Below are 20,240 nucleotides of genomic sequence, written 5' to 3'. Positions count from 1 at the left end.
CATCGTCCACCGCTCCCAGACCTTCTTTTTTCTCCTCCATGGCCACCGAACCCAATTACTTCAATCGTGAGCTGAGCTGGCTGGCCTTCAATGAACGCGTCCTCGCCGAGGCTGCCCGTGAAATGCTGCCACCGCTGGAGCGGGTGAAGTTCCTGGCCATCACCGCCTCGAATCTGGACGAGTTCTTCATGGTCCGTGTGGGTGGACTGCAATACCTCAAGGACGCACGCCGGAAGGTGAATGACCCCGCCGGACTGACGCCAACGCAGCAGCTCAATGAAATTCGCGAGCGCACGCTGGCCTTCATCAAGGAGCAATACCGCATCCTGAATCAGGACCTGCTGCCCGTGCTGCGCCGCAATGGCATCCGCCGCCTCACGCCCGCCGAGCTGAATCCCAGCCAGCGCACGCACCTGCACGCCTACTTCAATGAGAATGTCTTCGCCGTGCTCTCCCCCATCGCGGTGGAGCCGGGTGAGGATCGCCTGCAGCTTCCTGCCTTGCAGATTGTACTCATGAGCGAAGTGCGCTCGCGCATCGGTGAGGAAGACCAGGTGCGGCATGTCGTCTTCACCCTGCCTCCAAATCTCCCCCGCCATGTGGTCATTCCCGATGCGGAGGGGAACACGCACGCCTACATCAACATCGAGGACCTCGTGGAGATCTTCATCCACGACTTCTTCCCGCAGGAACAGGTCACCGGCACCGCGCGCTTCCGCATCAGCCGGAACAGCGACATCACCCTCGATGACGAAAGCGCCCAGGACATCGCCGCGGAGATGGAGGAAATCCTCGAAGCACGCAAGACCAGCAACACCATCCGCCTGGAAATCGAGGACGAGCCGGACGTCACGCAGTCCCTCATCAAGGCCATCCAGCAGATCTGTGATGCGCCCCCCTCCCTCACGTACATGATCCCCGGGGAGCTGGATCTGCGTGCGTACTTCGCCATTTCCTCAGTGCCCGGCTTCGAGGACCTGAAGACCGAGCAGTGGCCCACCTCAGAGGCCGTCACCCTGGAGCCGGACGAGAGCATCTTCGATGTCATCCGGAAGGACGACATCCTGCTGTACCATCCTTATGAATCCTTCGAGCCCGTGGTGCAGCTCATCGAGCAGGCCGCGACGGACGCGAATGTGGTGGCCATCAAACAAATCCTCTACCGCACCGCGAAGAACAGCCGCATCATCTCCGCGCTCATCAAGGCCGCCCAGGCAGGCAAGCACGTGACAGCATTGGTGGAACTGAAGGCCCGCTTCGACGAAGCCCGCAACCTGGAACGCGCGGAAGAACTCCTCGCCGCCGGCGCGCAAATCATCTACGGCGTGCGCGGACTGAAGACGCATGCAAAGATCACCCTCGTCGTGCGTCGCGAACCTGGCGGCATGGCCCGCTACTGCCACTTCGGCACGGGAAACTACAACGAGGCCACCGCGAAGCTCTACACCGACATCAGCTTCCTCACACGCGATCCGGTGTACGGCGCGGATGCGTCGGCCTTTTTCAACACCGTCACCGGACGCTCCCGGTTTGTGCACTTCCAGAAAATCAGCATGGCCCCCTTCGGCCTGCGCGAGCGTCTGCTGGAGATGATCCAGAGCGAGACCGCCCGTGCCGCCGCCGGCGAGGAGGCGGAAATCATGCTGAAGATGAATGCGCTCGAGGACCTCCAGATGATGGAGGCCCTCTACGCCGCCTCGCAGGCCGGGGTGAAGGTACAACTCAATATCCGCGGCATCTGCTGCCTGAAGCCGGGCGTGAAGGGCTTGAGTGAAAACATCCGCGTCGTCAGCATCATTGACCGCTATCTGGAGCACGCGCGCATCTACTGGTTCCGCCAGGGAGGTGACCCGGTCGTCTTCATCTCCAGTGCGGACTTCATGACACGCAACCTGAGCAAGCGTGTGGAGTTGCTGACGCCGATTGAGGATCCTGCGTGCAAGAAGCGCCTGCAGGAAATCCTCCTGACCCACTTCTCCGACAACGTGCAGGCCCGCCAGCTCGACAAGGACGGGAACTACACGCCGGTCCCGCGTCCTTCCGCCAAGTCCAAGACCAAGGCCGTGCGCTCGCAGGAGTTCTTCGCGAAGCAGGCCGTGCGGAGGCATCGCCCAAGGGCGCAATCACCGGATTTGCTGGTGCCGCATGTGCCGAAGTGAGTAGGGCTGCGATTGGTGGATGTGCCGAGCCTGGTGGAGCGCGAGATTCCTGAAATCTTATTTTTAGCGGTCGTTCGCGCCCCCTCCGGCGGCGCCAGGATTGGAACTTTCATAGGCTCGTTCCACGTTGCTGGAGATTAGCAAGAGCAGCTTCATTGGGCTCTTCGTCTCTTCGGCACCCGCTCCTTCCTTGAACCGACTGACAAAGGCAGCTCCATACTTGTCTTCGAGGCATTTGATAAATTCTGCAGCTGCCGCCTGACGGTTGAATACGCCGTCATTCACGGGCGTTCCATCTGGCATCCTTTCATCGGGGTATCTTCTGTGCAAATCATGCATCGACTTTTCGGCTGCTTCGATCTTGGAACGTTCGGCCGAGAGCTTCAGTTTGATCTTATAATATTCCTTATCGGAAGCTTTTTCTAGTGGGGTACCCGGCTGCCGCAATTGACCCCGCAATTCACTTCTTACAACTTCGAGCGCCATCTCCTTGAGTGTGATTGTGTCGTTTACTTGAACTTCAGCGGCGTCAGCATTTCCCGAATTGTTGAGTTCTGTCCACTTCAGGTGGTCAAGCCCCTTTGCATGCTTTGTTACGTCTGCTCTGAAGAAAGTCAGCAATTCCTTCTCAGATGTACTGCTCTTAATAATGAAAATTCGCATCTCAGGTGGCCATTGCTTCTCAGCATAGGGCCCCTCAACGATCACACGAGTAAAACGCCTGCCATCACCCTCCTCACCCTTGGTCGGGTCAAATTGAGGTTTGTAGCCAAGAACCGGGTTGATTTTATTTCTTCGTGTGGCCGGGGCGAGTGACGAGTACAGCCCGGCACTTTTCCCTGCTGTTCCCTGACTCCCGGGCCCGGGCTTGCCGCTCTGGGCTTTGTTCAGGGCCATGCCCATCATCCTCAATCCATCAAAGTATCTGGTCGGAGAGGCAACGTCGGTTTTATTCCCGAAGGTCGTTACAATGTTGCCAAAACCGAGATTGCTCAGCTCATTCAATGCTTCTTTTGCCAGCTCGTTCTTGGTGGATGCATCAACTGCTTCAGTATTCTCCAGGTTCTTACTGTCGGCAGCGTCCTTCATTTTTTTGATGAACCGCATTTGGGCAGCTTCAAACGCACTACGAAATTCTTCTGACAGCTCAATTTCAACCGATGTTGCCACGGGTTGCCCAGCAGTAGGCTGTGTGGCATCCGGGAGCGGAGCAGGGGTTGAAACAAAACATCCTTTGGGGAGCAGACCATCCACCAATACCCCGACCTCTCTTAGGGCACTGCCCAGCATCTGTTCTAATTTTGAGGCGTAGCTTGCGCGCTCATCCCTCCGCACGAGGGCGGGAACCTTCTGCAATTCTACGGATTGCTGATTGAGCAAACCTTGGTCTGGCGCGGCATCCATAATTTTTCGAAGCTTGCGTGACGTCTCCGTTACGTCCGGTCCCAATGGAGGACTACATAGGTCCAACCCACTGAAAACACAAAGAGAAAAATCTGAACACTCACGAACGAGTTGGGGCATCACATCGCCTACAATTCACGACCCGCTTCGGTCTGCGGGAGCCCTTCTTGGAAACGATTCGGAGCGCGAACCATCAATCCAGCATCTCCACCCTTCCAGCGTTTCATTCTCACTGCACTGAGCCGGGGTTCCCGCACCGCTTTACTTTACGTTTATCCGCACCATCCCAAGAACACGCGAACTATTCTTCAAGGGAATGGAACCAAAGATCACAATCTTCCCATCTTTTTGAAGCAATGCCCCGCCCACTTGCATCGAAACTGGGTCACTCATCTTGTTTCTTCTGGCAGCTTGGTTTGCCTTCGACTCTGCCCAATCCGCAGGTTCATACGTCATGAGTCCTGACTTTCCGAAGCTCACATCGGGCGCTCCATTGGGCAGGAACAACGTCAGTGCAAAACATCCCTCAACCTCGCCAGCTACGGCAATGCGCCCATCCCCCAAGACGAGAGCTTCCGACACCGCATGAACCCTTGGGAAATAGGCGGTCACCTTCCCTCCACGACCAAAGGTATCGTCAAGCATGCCGTTCGGAAGATAGCGGAACAAACCGATGGACTGGCCTGAATTCGACGCACTGTGAGGGCCGCACTTGGTTGCCACGATGATTTTGCCGTCACCCTGCAGCGCAAGGCGGTTGTCGAACGAGTTCAGCCCTCCCATGGCCATGGCCACCCTGCCGTCCTTGCCGAAGTTGGTATCGATGCTCCCATCGCCATTGAGGCACAGAAGCGCCGAATACACAAACGGGCGTGTAGAGGCGTCTAAGGTAAACTTTCCAAAGTGCAACCAACCAGCTACCAGGCATTTGCCATCCGGAAGCGAGATTGCGTCGTCCACCACCAGTTTTCCATTGTTGGGCAGTGGCACTGGCGCCCTGCCTGCATTGCCGAATGCCGGATCCAACACTCCATCTGGTGTAAATCGAGCCACGCTCGTGGTGGCCTTGTTGGATTCCGTGAAGGTGCCTCCCGCCACCAGAAGCCTGCCGTCGGGCTGCGCTTTGAAGGTGCGGTGAAAAAACTTGCCGTCACCAGGATGTCCATATTTGCACATCTTCACACCATTTTCCCCAAAGCCTGGATCCGGCGATCCGTCGGGTTTGTATTTGAGCAGGAGTATCTCTCCATCGCTGCTGTTGGCCGGAGTCTTTCCTAAAGGAACCGAACGTCCCGAAACCATGATGTGGCCATCACTTAGAATCTCCAAACCAACACACGCCTCCCTTCGTTCTGCGCCCGAGGAGAATGTGACCTTGCCCCCGACTCCAAAAGTGGTGTCCAGTTCACCACTGGGCTCATAGCGGGCCATGGCGATGATATACTCCCCAAAATTGTACCCGACACGGTTGTCGCAAATCACAATGATCTTCCCGTCATTCTGCACCGCCCCATACAACCCAAAACAGTATGGATACAATGCGATGGGCACCTTCAGTTTTGTACGCTGACTATTGAAGGACGTTTTCTGGATGGCTGCAAACGGTGTCATCACGAACCCATCCGAGCCAAAAGTAAGGTCGAGAGCCCCAGACTGAGCCGTAACAGCCGCCGTCCGAACAACGAGCATCAGGAAGATCTGGAGCAGGACCTGGAGCCGCCGGTTTGTGCAACGCATCGCCGACCATTGGCCCGCGACCGCACTCACGGCAAGAGGAATCATTACGCCATACCCCCTCCCGTGATCGCGCCTATCCTTGCTTCTTCTTTTTGCCAGTGGCTTCCTTTTTGGAGCTCGCGGCGCCCGGGTCCTTTCCGTCACCACCTTCCCTCTTCCCCTCCTCCGCCACCTCATGCTCGCCGGTCTCCGTTTCCTTCACGGCGACTTTCTTCGAGCCTAAGCTGCCACCACCACTTTTCAGGCCCGCCAAGTATGCCACGAGGTCGCGGAGCTGGCGCTTCGTCAGCATGGCACTCATCGGCGGCATCACGGAAATGGGCGGGGTCTTCACGGTCACCTCGGCGATATCAATCTTCTTCACCGAACCATCCGCGAGCTTGAGCTCCACATTCTCGGCATCTTCCTTCACCACCACGCCGGCGTAGGACTTCCCATCCTTCAGCGTCACAGACACCATGCCGTAACCCGGCGCGATCTGGGCCACGGGATTCACCAGCGACTCCAGCAGGTACGTGCGATCCTTCTGCGCGCCGATACCGCTGAGCTGCGGGCCCACGGTGCTGCCTTCCTTTGAGTCAAAACGATGGCAGGCCGTGCAGTTCGCCGCGAGGTGCTCCAGTGCGATGTCCTTGCCTTCCACCGAGCTGCCACCTTCCAGGCACTCAAGATAGGCACCCACCGTGCCCACGGCTCCGGCGCGGGTCGCCTCAAAGGCATCCAGCTTCTCCTTCAGAACGGCGACATCCGCAGAGCGGGCCAGTACGGCTTCCAGGACATCGAGCTGGCGGGATGGCGGGCACTTGCCGGCAACGAGCTGCTCCATCTCCCTGGTCAGCACCACATCCGCCGCGTCCATCTTCAGCTCGGCCAGGAGAGCCAGGCACTTCTGCTTTTCCAAGGTGGATCCGGAGGTCAGCAGCTTCCCGGCCTGCTCGATGGCGACCTCTGGCTTTTCCCGGGCCAGAATCTCCAGCGCGGCAATGCGCAGGGTCTCCGGAGTCTGAGCCTGGGGTTGGGTCTGGGCTTGAGTTTTCGTTTTTCCTCGGGCCTGGGCCTGGGCTTGCGGCTGAGCCTTGCCTTCCACGAGCGCGGTCAGGGTCTTGCCCAGTTCCGCCGAGCCACCGTGCTGGGTGGCGAGCAGCTGCAGCGCGCCGATGCGCGTCTCCGCTGGCGCACTGCCTTCCATCACGGCAGCGGCGGCCACGTTCGCTTCAACCGGCAACTTGTAGGCGATGAGGATTTGGATGGCCAGTGTCTTGAGGCCCGTATCCTTGAGGGCCATGAGCTGGTCCAGATGGGGACGCAACACGTCCGCGATGGCTTTCTCATCGCGAGCTTCGAGCGTGCGCGCACGTCCATCCGCACGGTCCAGTGGAGGCGGCGTGCACCAGAGAGTGAGAAGGGTCAGTGCTTCATTCCGCACGGGGAGCGCGGCATCTTCACGGAGGGCATAACTCACCACGCGTTCCGCTCCCGCGGTGTCACCGATGCGGAAATTTGCATTCAGCACACGACGGGTAAACGCATCAGGAACGACTCGCTTTGAATCCAAAGAAGCCGCCAGCTCGGGCAACTTGGCAGGAATGGACTCATCGTCATGAATGGCCCGCGCCGCCTCGGTAGCGACCGCTGCATCTTTATCCTCAAGGAACGCCGAAACCGCCCCATCTGCCCGGCGACGCAACGCCAGCACCGCACCCAGTCGCACGGAACGGGACTCGTGCGTCGCCGTCGCCGCCAGTTCCCCGGTGGTCGCGCAGCCCGTCAGGCCGCTCACCAGCGCGTGGCGCAGGTACGCATCCTTGTCGGCATTGAGGGCGAGTTGGGCCAGCAGTTCTGGCGTGGCCTCTTTCACCTGCAGCTTGCCCAATGCGACGGCCGCTTGAAAGCGCACGCGCGGGCTGCGGTCCTTCAGCAAAGAAAGGAGCTTCGCGCCAAACGAACTATCGTTTTGCGAGTCTCCCACCACCTTCGCGAGTTGGGCACGGACTTCGAGGTCCTTATCCTCCGCCAGAGCCGTGATAAGCCCCTCCACACTCCCCCGCTCCACCTTCCCGGCACGCATGCCCTGGCCCAGTCCCCACAGCGCATGGATGCGGGCGAGACGCGGCTGGTTGGCATTCTTCGCAACTTCTTCCAAGCGAGCAAACTCACCCCGCTTTACAATCTCAAACTGTGCCGCCAGACGCACGCGCTGGTCGGCATGCCCGAGGTAGGCCAGCGGCTCCACGGCCTCCGGATTGCTGAAGCCCTCGCGCAGGCGGGTCAGCGTTTCCTGTCGCTCCGTGCTGTCCGTGCCCGTGGGGTCATCCACGGTCCAGATCGCGCCCAGTTCATCCAGCGGATAGCCACCCATCCAGTCAGCCAGGTAGAGCTTGCCCTCGGGACCCCAGCTCATGCCGATGCCCATGACACCGCTGTTCACTGTCGCATCCTGCGTCACCGTGAAGGACGCCCCGGACGGTGCCACGCGGAAGACATTCATCTTCCCACTCGGGAACTGGTTTCCAAAGAAACCCTGCCTCCAGGGAGCCGCGAGCGCTGTTCCGGGATTAAAGACAAAACCCGCAGGACCATCATGACCCTGAGCCAGTGGCGGGGTGATGTACTCTGGCTGCCCGGCAAAGCGCGGCTTCCACAGGCCCTCGTCCATCCAGGGAATCCACCCCTTCATGTACTGGTAGGTGCAGCGCCATCCGGAGTCGCTGCCCTCGGTGATGTAGACGAAGCGTTCCTTTTCGCCCGTCTTGTCCGCATCGTTGTCCACGCCGAAGAGATTGCCGTGCTCGTCGAAGGCGATCTCCTGCACATTCCGCAGACCATGGGCGAAGATTTCGAAATTCTTCCCGTCCGGCTCGCAACGCAGCACGCATCCTTCATGCGGCTTCGCGACCCGCTTGCCCTCCTTCGTGAGGACGTTCACGCCCTTGTCGCCGATGGTCCAGTAGATGCGCCCGTCAGGCCCCACGGTGAGGCCGTGCATGTCATGGCCTGCATACGCGATGTGGTGGCCGAAGCCATGCGCCACGACCTCGCGCTCATCCGCCACGCCGTCATCATTCGTGTCGCGCAGGCGCCACAGGTCCGGCGCGATGGTGCAGTACACCCAGCCGTCATGGTACAGGATGCCGGCAGCGATGCCCGTGACCTCCGTGTTGAAGCCCTCGGCAAAGAGCGTGATCTTGTCCGCCGTGCCGTCCTTATCCGTGTCCTCCAGGCGGTAGATGCGCTCAGTGTGCACGGTGAGGTCCTTCCAGTCGATGGAGCCATCCTTGTTGTGGTCCTTCAGGCTGCCGCGCGGGCGGAGCGTCTTCCCCGGGGCGAGCACGTCATGGTAGAACGCCTTCTTCTGCTCGATGCTCTCCATCGCCACGTCATTGGGAATCCACTGCGTGTGCTCACGGATGTCCAGGTCTCCCACCTTGCGGCGCGTCGTCTGCGTCACGTACACGCGCCCCTGCGGGTCTACCGTGACTGCCACCGGGTCTGGCACATTGAGCGCGCCGGACCACTTGTGCAGTTGCAGCTTCTGGGAAGGCAGCGGCGGCACGGGCACGGGCTTGTCTTCCTCATTCGGCAGCGCGGGCGGCGCCACAGGTGCGGGCGCGGGGGCTGGAGCAGGGGTCGACTCAGTCTTCTTCTTCGCGTCCGTCGAGGTCGGAGTCTTCCCCTTTCCCTTGCTCTTCGAGGAGGAGGCGCTCGATTTTTTCTTTGAGGAAGTCTGCGCCCCCTGCACCGGGGAGGTGAAGGTCACACAGACAAGCGAGAGCGATACCGAAGCCGTGAGCAGAAAAAGGAAACCTGGACGGAGCATAGGGAATGAGGGGCGCCAAGCATCCGCCAAATCGGCCCGGAGGCAAGAAGGGAGGTGAATGGAGGGGAAAGGCAAGCCATGCCCTTCACCAGACATCACAAAGTGGTGACTGAACACCTTAACCTCGGTCAGGGAAGCCGACAAGTCCGTTTGGGTTTGAACGCGGCTTTCCCGCAGTTCCTCACCACCGCGTGGTTACTCTCTCTCCAGCAAGCTGTATATGTATCTACGGGGTGGGTGGTGGGTGGTGGGTGGTGGCGTAACGCTATCGACTCACAGAAACGTCGCTTAGCGAACGCTGAGCGACACGCTATCGACACGCTTAGCGTTCGCTATGCGACCCGTGTTACACACCCGGTTTCATACCACGAAATGCTGAATCCCGTCTTTGCGCAGCGACCGAAGCGGCCGGCCAAAGGAGCGCGGACACTCCTGTCCGCTGTCTGCAATCCAGCGAACTATCGGACGTAGAAGACGCCCATCCCTTTTCAGAAGCAGCTGGCGGCATGCGGCCTTGCCTGCAACATGACAGAAGGTGGTGAGTCAGGGGTAGCGGACAGGAGTGTCCGCGCTCCTTTGAGCAGCCGATGGTTCACCATTTGGCACGATAGCGCCCATTTTCGGCCAAATTTGCTCCCAAACACGGCCTTTCTCTCCTTCCCGCCCGTATCCCATCCCTGGCACTACTGTTTCTTTGAACAATTTTTGTAAAACGCAATTCTTCACACTCCTTAGCTATCCTGAAAACCAGACTATTGACCCTCAACGCCTTATGATGGCTTTTATGACACACACTCGTGTTTGGAGTAATCTCTGTTTTTCCAGCCATCCGTTTTTACGCGCCAAAAATATTTTCACGCTCCTCCCCTAGTGATTGCGTGGAATTGCGGTCCGTGACGCAACAGGTTGTAGTTTTTGCTGGATCGCACCCCACATCTTGTGCATGATGCGAACCGCGCGACCAAGATATGGTGGTTATGAAACACCCCACCGCTTGTTGAGGTCCTCCGCGGTTCAGTTGGCTCGTTACGCATCCGTCACTTACCCGCCTTCTTCAACCCCAAAATCACCTCTGTCGCTGCCATGGAAAAGACTTACCAAATCGGAGACCGCAAGTTTGTCCTCGACCAGGATAAGGCCGAGGCCGCCTACACGGCCAAACGCATCATCAACGGCCGCAAGACCGAGGCCTTCAATCTCCTTCCCCTCAAATACAAGTGGGCCTACGACCTCTATCGCAAGATGAAGGCCAACCACTGGGAGCCGGAGGACATCAGCATGCAGAAGGACGCCGAACAGTGGCGCTCCCCCAACGCGCTGACCGAGACCGAGCGCTGGATCATCATGATGGGCATCGGCTATTTCTCCGCCGCCGAGGGCATCGTGGGAGACAATGTCATGCACGTGGTGCGTGAGCTGGTCACTGCTCCCGAACTGAAGCTCGTGCTGGGCCGCCACGCCCATGAGGAAAACATCCACGCGGACAGCCTCCTCTACATGATCTCCAGCCTGGGCATCAACCCGCACGAGTGCGAGGCGATGTTCGAGCAGGTGGAGTCCATCAAGAAGAAGAACGAATTTGTCACCCGTGTGTCGCACGCCCTGCGCCGCGACCTCGACCTGACCCAGACAGAGAACAAGCGCCTGCTGGCGCAGAATATCTTCGTCTTCGGCCAGTGCATGGAGGGCACCCAGTTCTACGGCCTGTTCGGCATGATCCTCAGCCTCTACCGGCAGAACAAGTTCCCCGGCATCGGCCAGATGTTCCGCTACACACTGCGGGATGAGAGCAACCACATTGAGCTCTTCCGCAACCTGTTCATGGACCTCGTGGATGAAAATCCCGATATCTGGAGCCCGGAGTTCCGCAGCCAGCTCGTGGACATCATGCGCGAGGCCGTGACGCTGGAGAAGGAGTTCATCCGCGACTGCCTCCCTGTGGGCGCCGTGGGCCTGAGCGCCGACGAATTTGAGCAGTACATCGACTACATCGCTGACCGCCGCCTCACCGGCGTGGGCCTGCCCCTGCTCAACCCGGGTGTGAAGAACCCGCTCCCATGGCTCATCGAAGTCATGGACGTGAAGAAGGAGACGAACTTCTTCGAACAGAAGGTCACCGAGTACCAGACTCGTGGCTCCCTTGTCGTCGGCAGTGACGACGAGTTCTAAGTAACCACCTTCATCCGGCCTGCCGGCCATGGCCCTGGAAAGGGGCGCGCCGGCAGGGATCACCGTTCCCTGCGCCCCTTTCCTTCAACCAACACTCCCTCTACAGCCATGATTTCCCGCCACCTGATTGATGAAGACAGGGCGCTCAAGCGCCTTGCCAACCTGTCCAAGGAACTGCGTCCGCACTTTGACTGGCGCGGGCTTGCGAGCGGCTGCGCCGAGCTTCTGGAGCCCGGCATGGAGGTGGAGGTGGACGGCATGCGCCGCCCCTTCGACATGGGAGAAATTGCTGATACTGTGGGCAATGCGCTCGCGGACCTCCAGCTCTCCCGCAAAAAGCAGGACGAAATCTACACCGAGCGGAACCGCGACCTCGTCCGCACCATCGCCCTGACCGTGGCGGATGAACTGGCCCGCCGCACCCGTGAGACCGAGCTGCGCGACCAGCAGGGCGCTCCGGTGCTCCGCTCCGAGGAAATCTACCGCATCATCGAGCGCACCCTCGTTCGTTATAATCAGCATGACCTTGCACGCAGTGTCGTGACCCGCATGCAAAGCCATATCCCCACTCATAATACCTCCAATCCCCAGCCCGTGATGGTTCCGACCAAGGTCATCCGGCGCAATGGCGAGGCCGTGCCGTGGAACCAGAGCAAGATTGAGTCCGCGGTGCGCAAGGCCTTCCTCTCCCTGGAAGTGAACTCCGAGCCCGCCGTGGCCATCGCCGATGCCGTGAGCCGCCGCATGTCCGATGAGGCGCGCCAATTCGTGCACATCGAGGACCTGCAGGACGTGGTGCAGGAGGAACTCATGCGCCAGGGCCACTTCAAGGTGGCTGCCGCCTACATCGCCTACCGTACGCACCGCAAGGAAATGCGCCGCACCGAGGAGGAATCCTCCGAGCAGCAGCAGCTCCAGCTCGGTGGCGATACCCAGCAGGACAGCTTCATCCTCGTGCGCTCCACGGATGGCTCCAGCGTCCTCTGGGATGGCCTGGACCTCCGCAAGCGCATGGACTACGCGCTGCTCGGTCTCGATGTCTGCCTCACCCGCGAAGAGATCGAAGTGGAACTCCGCCGCTCCTTCGCTGCGGAAATGTCCAAAGAGGACCTGAAGAAGACCATCATCCTGAATGCGCGCACGCTCATCAGCCATGATGCGGACTTCGCCAAATTCGCCGCGCGCATCCTGCTCACCTACATCTATGAAGAGGTGCTCGGCTGGGACATCGTGAAGGATGGCATCGAAGCTCTGCCACTCTTCCATCGCCGCGCCCTGCGCCGCAATCTGCAGCGCGGTGTGGAGATCGAGCGCCTCGACCCCCGCCTGCTGAACTATGATCTCGACCGCCTCGCAGAAGCCCTCGACCCGGCGGCGGACCTCGACTTCGACTTCCTCGGCATCAGCTCGCTCTATGATCGCTACCTGATCGTGGACAAGAAGGTGAAGCCCTCCCGCCGTCTCGAAACGCCCCAGCTCTTCTGGATGCGCGTGGCCATGGGCCTCTTCCTCCAGGAGAAGAGCGAGGCGGTGACGAAGGTCATCAATCTCTACTCCCTCTACAAGAGCCGCCGCTTCTGCTCCAGCACGCCGACCCTCTTCAATGCCGGCACGCTGCACTCCCAGCTTTCCTCCTGCTACCTGTACAAGGTGGATGACAACATCGAGTCCATCATGATCCGCGGCATCGCGGAGAATGCCTTCCTCAGCAAGTGGGCGGGCGGCCTCGGTGGTTCCTGGACTTCCGTGCGTGGTACCGGTGGCTACATCAAGGGCACCAACGGGGAATCCCAGGGTGTCATCCCCTTCCTCAAGCTGCACAATGACCAGCTCGTGGCCGTGAACCAGGGTGGCAAGCGCAAGGGCTCCGGCTGCGCCTACCTCGAAACGTGGCACAACGACGTGGAGGACTTCCTTCACCTGCATGACCAGACCGGTGACCTCCGCCGCCGCACGTTCGACATGAACACGGCGAACTGGATTCCTGACCTCTTCATGAAGCGCATGGAGGCCCGCCAGGAATGGACCCTCTTCCGCAGCAATGACGTGCCCGAGCTGCACGAGCTCTACGGCCGCGCCTTCGAATCGAAGTACGTGGAGTATGAAGAGAAGGCCGCCAAGGGTGAGATCTACGGAAAGAAGATTCCCGCGCTCGACCTGTGGAAGAGCATGCTGAAGCTCCTCTTCCAGACCGGCCATCCCTGGATCACCTTCAAGGACCCGTGCAACGTCCGCAGCCCGCAGGACCACGTGGGTGTGATCCACAGCTCGAACCTGTGCACCGAGATCACGCTCAACACGAGCGCCGATGAAACCGCCGTGTGCAACCTCGGCTCCGTGGTGCTGGAAAATCACCTCACCGACTCCGGTGACATCGACCACACCAAGCTGCGCGAGACCATCCGCATGGCCGTGCGTGCGCTGGACAACGTGATCGACATCAACTTCTACCCCACGGAAGCCGCGCGCCGTGCGAATACCCGCCACCGCCCCATCGGTCTCGGTGTCATGGGTCTGCAATACGCGCTCTATCGCAAGGGTGTGCCCTTCGGCTCGGAAGAAGGCGTGGCCTTCAACGACGAGATCATGGAAGCCGTGGCCTACTACGCCTACGAAGCCTCCAGCGACCTCGCCGCGGAGCGTGGCACCTACTCCAGCTACGAAGGCAGCAAGTGGTCCCGTGGTCTGCTTCCGCAAGACACCGTGGACCTCCTCGAAGAGGAGCGCGGCGTGGCCATCGAAGTGCCTCGCGGCGGCAAGATGGACTGGAAGCCGGTGCGTGAGAAGATTGCCAAGCAGGGCATGCGCAACAGCAACGTCATCGCCATCGCTCCGACCGCAACCATCTCGAACATCATGGGCAGCAGCCCGTGCATCGAGCCCCTGTACAAGAACCTTTTCGGCAAGGAGAACCTCGGCGGCGCCTATCTCATGCTCAATCCTTACCTCGTGAAGGATCTGAAGAAGATTGGCCTGTGGAATAACGACATGCGCGAATCGCTCATCCTTTCCAATGGTGAGCTGGAGCCCATGGACAACGTGCCCGTCGCGCTGAAGAAGCGCTACGCCACCGCCTTCGCCATCGATGCCGAGTACGTCCTCGACGCCGCTGCTCGTCGCCAGAAATGGATCGACCAGAGCCAGAGCACGAACCTGTGGTACTCCGCCGTGGACCTTGCCACGCTGTCCCGCATCTACCGCGGCGCCTGGCGCAAGGGTCTGAAGACCACCTACTACCTCCGCACCCTGAGCGCCACGAACATCGAGGCCTCCTCCGTGGTGAAGGAAAAGGAACTGCGCGGCGTCATCGCCCAGGCCGGTGGCTCAGCCGCCGCCCCTGCTGCCCAGGGCAAGAGCGCCTCGCCCACCGGCAACGCTGCCGCAGACCCCGCCGAGTACGCCGCGTGGCTCGCTGCGCAGAGGGATAAGGCAATCAACGGCAAGGAATGCGAAGCCTGCACGTAGAAGCAGCAGAGTTGATGGTCTATGGTTGATAGTTGATAGCCTGAGGAGACCATCGCAAAGCAGCGAAAGCAGCAAAGAATTGAGATTGGAAAACCCGCGTTGCGTGTGCAGCGCGGGTTTTCTGTTTTGTGGACTCACATCCCAAGAATCTGAAAACAGCAGGCATCGAGGAAACTCCCAACTACGAACACGCAAACCATTCACTCGCGATATCGCGAGCGCTTTGCGTTGTTCCCTCAGGCTATCAACCATCGACCCTCAACCATCAACTTCCCTACCTCCTCGCCCGCACCCCCTGCATCATCACAAACGGCCCCGCCGTGCTCACTGCTTTCACCAGCCCACCATCCTTCTCCCCACGCAATCTCACGAGCCACTCGCGCTGCACCTCCTGCAGCAGTACCGCCACGTCCACCTCACCAGCACTCCCCTGCTCCATCACTCCGCTGGCTTGCAGCTTCTTCTGGAGGTCGCTCATGAACTCAGCAGTCGCGGCCTTGTCCTCCACCGGCCAGAGCGCCAGCAGCGATTGCTCAGCACCAGCCAGCGTGAACGCGCGTTGCAGTGCCAGCAGGTCATCCGCCCCGGACTCCGGCTGCAGGAGATCCACACGGGACAGACACGCAGGCACGGTCACCAATTTCGTTTTACGAAGATCCAGCGTCGCAATCTCCGAGGCCGCGAAGATGCCATCCTCCACTTCAGGCTCGGTGCTCGCATCTGACTCACCGGCAGACGCAGCGACCCGCAGGCTCTCCTTCCAGGCCGTGAGTGTATCGTCTGCGCTGCTCAACAAAAGCCCGGACCGCCACGAAGGATTGCCGGCATGCCCGGCATCTCCCATGACCTCCTCGCGTTGCGAAGCTGAAGGCAGGAAAAACAACGGCGCACGCACCTGCAGCACCGGCGAAGCTTTCACCTCATCACGCAGCTTTTTCTCCAGACTCCCGGCATCCGCATTGGTCCCAGCCCTGGCCTCTATCGGCGTGGCCGGAGGTCCCGCAGGCGGCAGCAGGGCGAGATCACGCGCGGCGGTGACCTGGCGCAGCGGCATGAGTTCCGAAAGGAACCGCCCGTCCGGCTCCAGCAGGAGGGTGGGAAAGGAAACCATCTGCAGCGCATCATCCGGACAAAGGATGAGCATCGCGGGAGGATGCTCCAGGTTGGCCAGGGCCTGTCCCACCACCACCTGCCCAAGCGCCGCGAGCACCTGTGCGGCGGTGGCTTCATTGGTGTGATGTTGTATCACTTGATGATACAGCCTGATGAGCTCTTCAACCAGTCCCGCTTCAGCAAGGCGCACCTGTTTCACCACGCCTTTCTTCGGCAGTATGGAGACGCTGAAGTACTCCAGCCCACCCGGTTCACGATGCCGGTAGAAGTCCAGCAACACCGCCCCCTCAGGCATGCCCTCACGCACATCCGCAAGTGAAGTGCTCAGCGCGCGCCGCTTCCAATTCGTGCCCCCCAGCAGCGTCATGAAGGAGGACTCTGCATCTGCCATGTCCTCACGCCGCTTCTCCAGGTCCTGCAAGAGGGCTTGTGCATCCGCGTACGGCGTTTCCAGGGTGATGGCCGCCGCATTGCGCGCCATCGTGCTCAGGGCGGAACGGGCAACCTCCACGCGCCCCAGCAGCGGCTGCGCGGAGAGGTCACCGCTGGCCGGAGCCATCTGGCTGTCCTGCAGGAGTGAGTCCAGCAGCACACCCTTCTGCCGCACCAGTGCCCCGGCAATCGCCTCGGCGCTGCCATACCTGGCCACGAGGTCGAAGGCAGACCGGCGTTGCGCGGCGTAGTGCAGCACCTCCTGCTCCGTGCCGGAGTGCATCACATCCGCCATGCCCAGCTCCAGCACACGCAGGGCCTCCAGCATGCGCGTGGCCGCCACCTCGCGATCGCCCCGCCTCCCCGCGCACTCCGCGAGCTGGAGGTGAAGCTGGCTCGTACCCACCACCTGCGCACCAGCCACCGCCGTGATGAGGTCCAGCATCTCCCGCGCGTGTTTCTCCGCCGAAGGCCAGTCGCCACTGCGTGCACGCAGCGTGATCAGGTTCTGCAACACCACGCCCTTGCGCGCCTGCACGGCCATGGCTGCGCTGTCCTTCAGCGAGGACCACGCGATCTCATAGTGCGCAATTGCCGCGCCATGCTCGCCCAGACGCAGGCAGAGCTGGCCAAGCTGTTCGCGCAGCAGGATGCTCGCCGCCGCAGTGCTGCCATGCCGCTCTTCACACAAGGCCACGGCACACTCCAGCAGCCGCCGGCCGGCAGCCGCACGATCATGCAGCACCGCGAGCAGCGCCACATTCTGGAAGGGCTCCATCGCATCCGGGGTCGTCGCCAGCTTTGCCTGGAATTCCTTCACCATCTGCTCATGCGGCGTTCCTGCCGTGTAGCGCACGAGGTTCTCACACGCCGCCCTGGCACCCGTCATGTCCTTCCGCTGCGCGAGCGTGAACATCTCCAGCATCGCCCCGCTCGCGAGGATGGCGCGCGTCTGCGGAGTCGTGGTCGACTGCGCCACGGGACCAAGCGCCTGGCTCGCCTGAATGGCCTCCAGCGCCCGCTGGCTGTCCCCGCTGAAGAGCCACAACCCTGCATGCTCCAGCAGCGTCGCCTGCAGAGGACCTGCACCCGCTTCCTGCTTGCGCAGCAGGCCCATGCGCTCCTCCATGAATTGCTCCGTGGAGACCCCGTCCTTCTGCAGAATGGCCACGGGAATCATTTCCTCGAGCAGTTCCAGCAGACCCGCTTCATCCTGGCGCTCGCGACGTTTCTCCAGCGTCTCCAGCATCTGCGCCCAAGCCGCTTCCATGTGGCGCTTGCGCAGCTTGATGCGCGCCTCGCGAATCGCCACAAACTCCTCCTCCTCCACGCGCCACGGGGTGTTCCAGGAGTTGCGATCCATCTGGGCGAGCACCACGAGCGCGCCTTCGTCATCACCCGCCCGGTCGAGTTCACGATACAGCTCCTGCAATACCACGCGCCGCTGCTGCCGGGCTTCCAGAGCTTCCCCCTCGGGCTGTCCTTCAAGAATCTTCCTCAGCACCGCGACCGATTCCGTGTGGCGTCGCTCGCCTGCCAGGAATGTGGCCAGCGCCTGCGCCGCATCCTTCCAACCGGGATTGCCCTGCTTGTTCCCGGCAAAGGCCAGCGCCCTGCGGAAATGTTCTTCCGCAGCCGCCACATTCCCGCGGTGCTCAAAGGCGCGCGCCTGGTCCACCAGACTCCATACCACCTCGCGACGATCCTCAGAGGCCGCCGCATCCTTCCCCGCACTGGTGCGCAGCAAGTCACGGCGCAATGCAGTGGCCATTTGGAAATGCCGCATGCCTTGCTCCTGCGAGGCCTCATCCGCACCGTCATGACTGTAGCCACGACCCAGCACTGTGTGGAATTGCGCCATGTGCCGCGCGGCCGTCGCATCAAAACTCTCCGGATGCTGCGCCGCTTTTTTTTCCAAGTCTTGCAGGACGCCGGTAATGCTGCGGTTGGCCTCTTCACTGCGGCCCAGCTTTTGCAGCAGCCCCGCCATGGCCACGAGCGTGCGCATGCGCTCCGGCTGCCCCGCCTCCTGCTGCCGCCCCTGGAGTTCGAGCAGCTCTTGATAGCACTCGAGGGCAATCTGCGGTCTCTCGGCCACATCCACAAAAAAGCGACACGCATCCTGCAGCACCGACTCGCGCTCCTGCAGCAGCATGCTGACCGGCGCGGACTCCGACGCCGCCGCCTGCGGGGCCTGCTTGCGATGCCACTCCAGCAACTCCGTATACAAAGGCTCTGCGCGATCCGCATGCTTCCTGGTAGCGAGCAGCCCGGCCAGCCGCTCCTGCGCCTGACGGCACCCCAGGTCATTCAGTGAGCCCACCTTCTTCCAGATTTTCCACGACTCCTCCGTGTGGGTGAGATGCTCGCCGGCCTTCTCAAGCTGATACCCGGTGAGTCTGGCAAGCCCGTCGCGAATCTCCGCCTGGCGTTTGTTCAGGCCAGGCAGCATCAGCTCCGCCTCGAGCGCCAGGCGATAGTGCTCCTCCGCCTCCTTCGGCTGATGGAGATGCAGGCTGAGCAAATCGGCCAACGCCAGGAGCTGGGTGGGGAGACGCTCGTCTACCGCACTGTGTTTGGCGATGATATCCAGGATGGCGCGCCGGGTGCTCGCCGCTCCCGCATAGTCCTTGATACGGATGGTCTCCTGATGCTCCGCCCAGAGGTCCATCGGGGTGACCATGCGCAGGTCATCTGGGACCGTGGCGGACTGCACCGTTTTCAGCAGGACCTTGATGAATTGCTCCTTCAGCGTGAGATCCGCCAGACTGCCGGAGAATTCACACAGTGAAGTGAAGGCCCGGCACAGCTCCCACTGCTCGCTGAGCCTGTCCGGCCTCTCCAGACTTGCATGCACCGCCTGCAGCAGATGCATGCCGGCGACACCAAACTGCTGCCGGTTCATCGCCACCCACGCCAGCTTGCCGTGGATCTCCGCCACCCAGTAGGCATCCACCTCCGGATGGTGTTTCAGAATCTCCAGCCCGCGACCAAGCAACTCCTCCCCTGAGTACAGCTCCCGTGGCGTGACGCTCGCGCTGGCCATGCGGGCACTCGCCAGCGCGGAGAGCGCCGCGAGCTCCATTTGCCAGTCCGCCGACACCGCCACCGCCCGGCGCACTTCCGCCTCCGCCCCCGCGATGGCCTGGCCAACCTTGCCATCGGCAAGGAGAGCGTTGATTTCCTGAGTGATCTCCTGCCCGGGAAGTCGAGGCGATTGCACTTCGCCGGGCTCCGGAATGGGAAACTGCTGCTGCTGACGGGGTAGCTGGAGGAACTGCGAAGGAGAAGTGGGCGACGGTGTGTCGGCAGGCACCGGGAGCGGCTTGGGTGCCGGTGGAGGCAGGGGTTTCGCCTGCGCCGCCGGCGGCGGCTGCGGCGGCTGCGGCACCTCGGTGGGCACTTTCAGCAGCAGGGGCTGCTCGTCCTCTTCAACGGCCTGCACTGCACCCGTCAATACCACGAGCAGCAGCACCATCATCACCCACCCCACGCTCCGCCAGCAGAGCGAGTGGAAACAGGCGCCGCACCTCGACCGGATGATCGGCTTCGGCCGGACTGAATGACGAAGGGGAGACATCCAGATTGATGGTGCAGAGAGAAAAGGCGGCACAACAGAGCGGAGGGCAGCACATAGTCAATCGACGATGCAAATACCCCGGAGGTTAGGCGTCCCCGCCTGACAGGGGTAGTTGGGCCTCCGGCCTGACCAATTCCAAGTCCATCCATCTTCGCGCGTGATTCAACCATCCGCATGAGCGACGAGCGCCCTCCACCAAAAAGCTTCACATCTACAACACAGCTTCACCATCAGCTCTCCATCAGCAGCGTTGCCGAGTACAACGCCGTCGTCACGCCAGAGGCCTAACGTCCGCTGTCAGGCGAGGACGCCTAACCTCCTTCAGTTTCCTGGCTGCAGTGCGACCCATTCCCCACAGCGACAC

The 20,240-nt window shown here is 61.0% G+C and carries 7 protein-coding genes; 3 read left to right on the top strand and 4 right to left on the bottom strand.

Going from position 1 to position 20,240, the window contains the following annotated elements; genetic code table 11:
* Positions 1–38: 38 nt before the first annotated feature.
* Complete coding sequence (ppk1, locus tag DES53_RS13125; RefSeq protein WP_113958733.1) at positions 39–2,159, top strand: polyphosphate kinase 1; 2,121 nt, start codon at positions 39–41, stop codon at positions 2,157–2,159.
* A 63-nt stretch (positions 2,160–2,222) separates the two neighbouring features.
* Here the strand turns inward: ppk1 and DES53_RS13120 are convergent, their stop codons facing one another.
* The 3 genes from DES53_RS13120 to DES53_RS13110 form a co-directional block, all read right to left on the bottom strand.
* Positions 2,223–3,563, bottom strand: a complete 1,341-nt coding sequence (locus tag DES53_RS13120; RefSeq protein WP_113958732.1) for a hypothetical protein — start codon at positions 3,561–3,563, stop codon at positions 2,223–2,225.
* Positions 3,564–3,824: 261 nt separating this feature from the next.
* Entirely contained in the window at positions 3,825–5,330 is a 1,506-nt protein-coding gene (locus DES53_RS13115; RefSeq protein WP_211325535.1) for a delta-60 repeat domain-containing protein, read from the bottom strand.
* A 43-nt stretch (positions 5,331–5,373) separates the two neighbouring features.
* On the bottom strand, positions 5,374–9,117 hold the full coding sequence (locus DES53_RS13110) for a PVC-type heme-binding CxxCH protein (protein WP_170157080.1): 3,744 nt from the start codon (positions 9,115–9,117) through the stop codon (positions 5,374–5,376).
* A gap of 1,083 nt (positions 9,118–10,200) precedes the next feature.
* Between DES53_RS13110 and DES53_RS13105 the strand changes: the two genes are divergently transcribed.
* The gene (locus DES53_RS13105) at positions 10,201–11,286 is read left to right on the top strand and encodes a ribonucleotide-diphosphate reductase subunit beta (RefSeq protein WP_113958729.1); all 1,086 of its coding nucleotides are present in this window, start codon (positions 10,201–10,203) and stop codon (positions 11,284–11,286) included.
* A gap of 108 nt (positions 11,287–11,394) precedes the next feature.
* A complete protein-coding gene (locus DES53_RS13100) occupies positions 11,395–14,751 on the top strand; it encodes a ribonucleoside-diphosphate reductase subunit alpha (protein WP_113958728.1) in 3,357 nt (1,118 codons plus the stop codon).
* 274 nt (positions 14,752–15,025) lie between these two features.
* Here DES53_RS13100 and DES53_RS13095 read toward each other — a convergent pair whose 3' ends face one another.
* Positions 15,026–19,777: a CHAT domain-containing protein gene (locus DES53_RS13095; protein WP_113958727.1), complete on the bottom strand. Its 4,752-nt coding sequence runs from the start codon at positions 19,775–19,777 to the stop codon at positions 15,026–15,028.
* Positions 19,778–20,240: the final 463 nt, after the last annotated feature.

It is taken from the genome of Roseimicrobium gellanilyticum (assembly GCF_003315205.1).
Taxonomy (GTDB): domain Bacteria; phylum Verrucomicrobiota; class Verrucomicrobiia; order Verrucomicrobiales; family Verrucomicrobiaceae; genus Roseimicrobium; species Roseimicrobium gellanilyticum.
The sequence above is the reverse complement of the archived record's forward strand: the minus strand, read 5'-3'. Positions and strand labels throughout refer to the sequence as shown.

Excerpts from the sequence above, each read along its gene's own strand:
- DES53_RS13095 (WP_113958727.1), bottom strand. The coding sequence starts at position 19,777 with ATGATGGTGCTGCTGCTCGTGGTATTGACGGGTGCAGTGCAGGCCGTT.
- DES53_RS13110 (WP_170157080.1), bottom strand. The coding sequence starts at position 9,117 with ATGCTCCGTCCAGGTTTCCTTTTTCTGCTCACGGCTTCGGTATCGCTC.
- ppk1 (WP_113958733.1), top strand. The coding sequence starts at position 39 with ATGGCCACCGAACCCAATTACTTCAATCGTGAGCTGAGCTGGCTGGCC.
- DES53_RS13105 (WP_113958729.1), top strand. The coding sequence starts at position 10,201 with ATGGAAAAGACTTACCAAATCGGAGACCGCAAGTTTGTCCTCGACCAG.
- DES53_RS13120 (WP_113958732.1), bottom strand. The coding sequence starts at position 3,563 with ATGGATGCCGCGCCAGACCAAGGTTTGCTCAATCAGCAATCCGTAGAA.
- DES53_RS13100 (WP_113958728.1), top strand. The coding sequence starts at position 11,395 with ATGATTTCCCGCCACCTGATTGATGAAGACAGGGCGCTCAAGCGCCTT.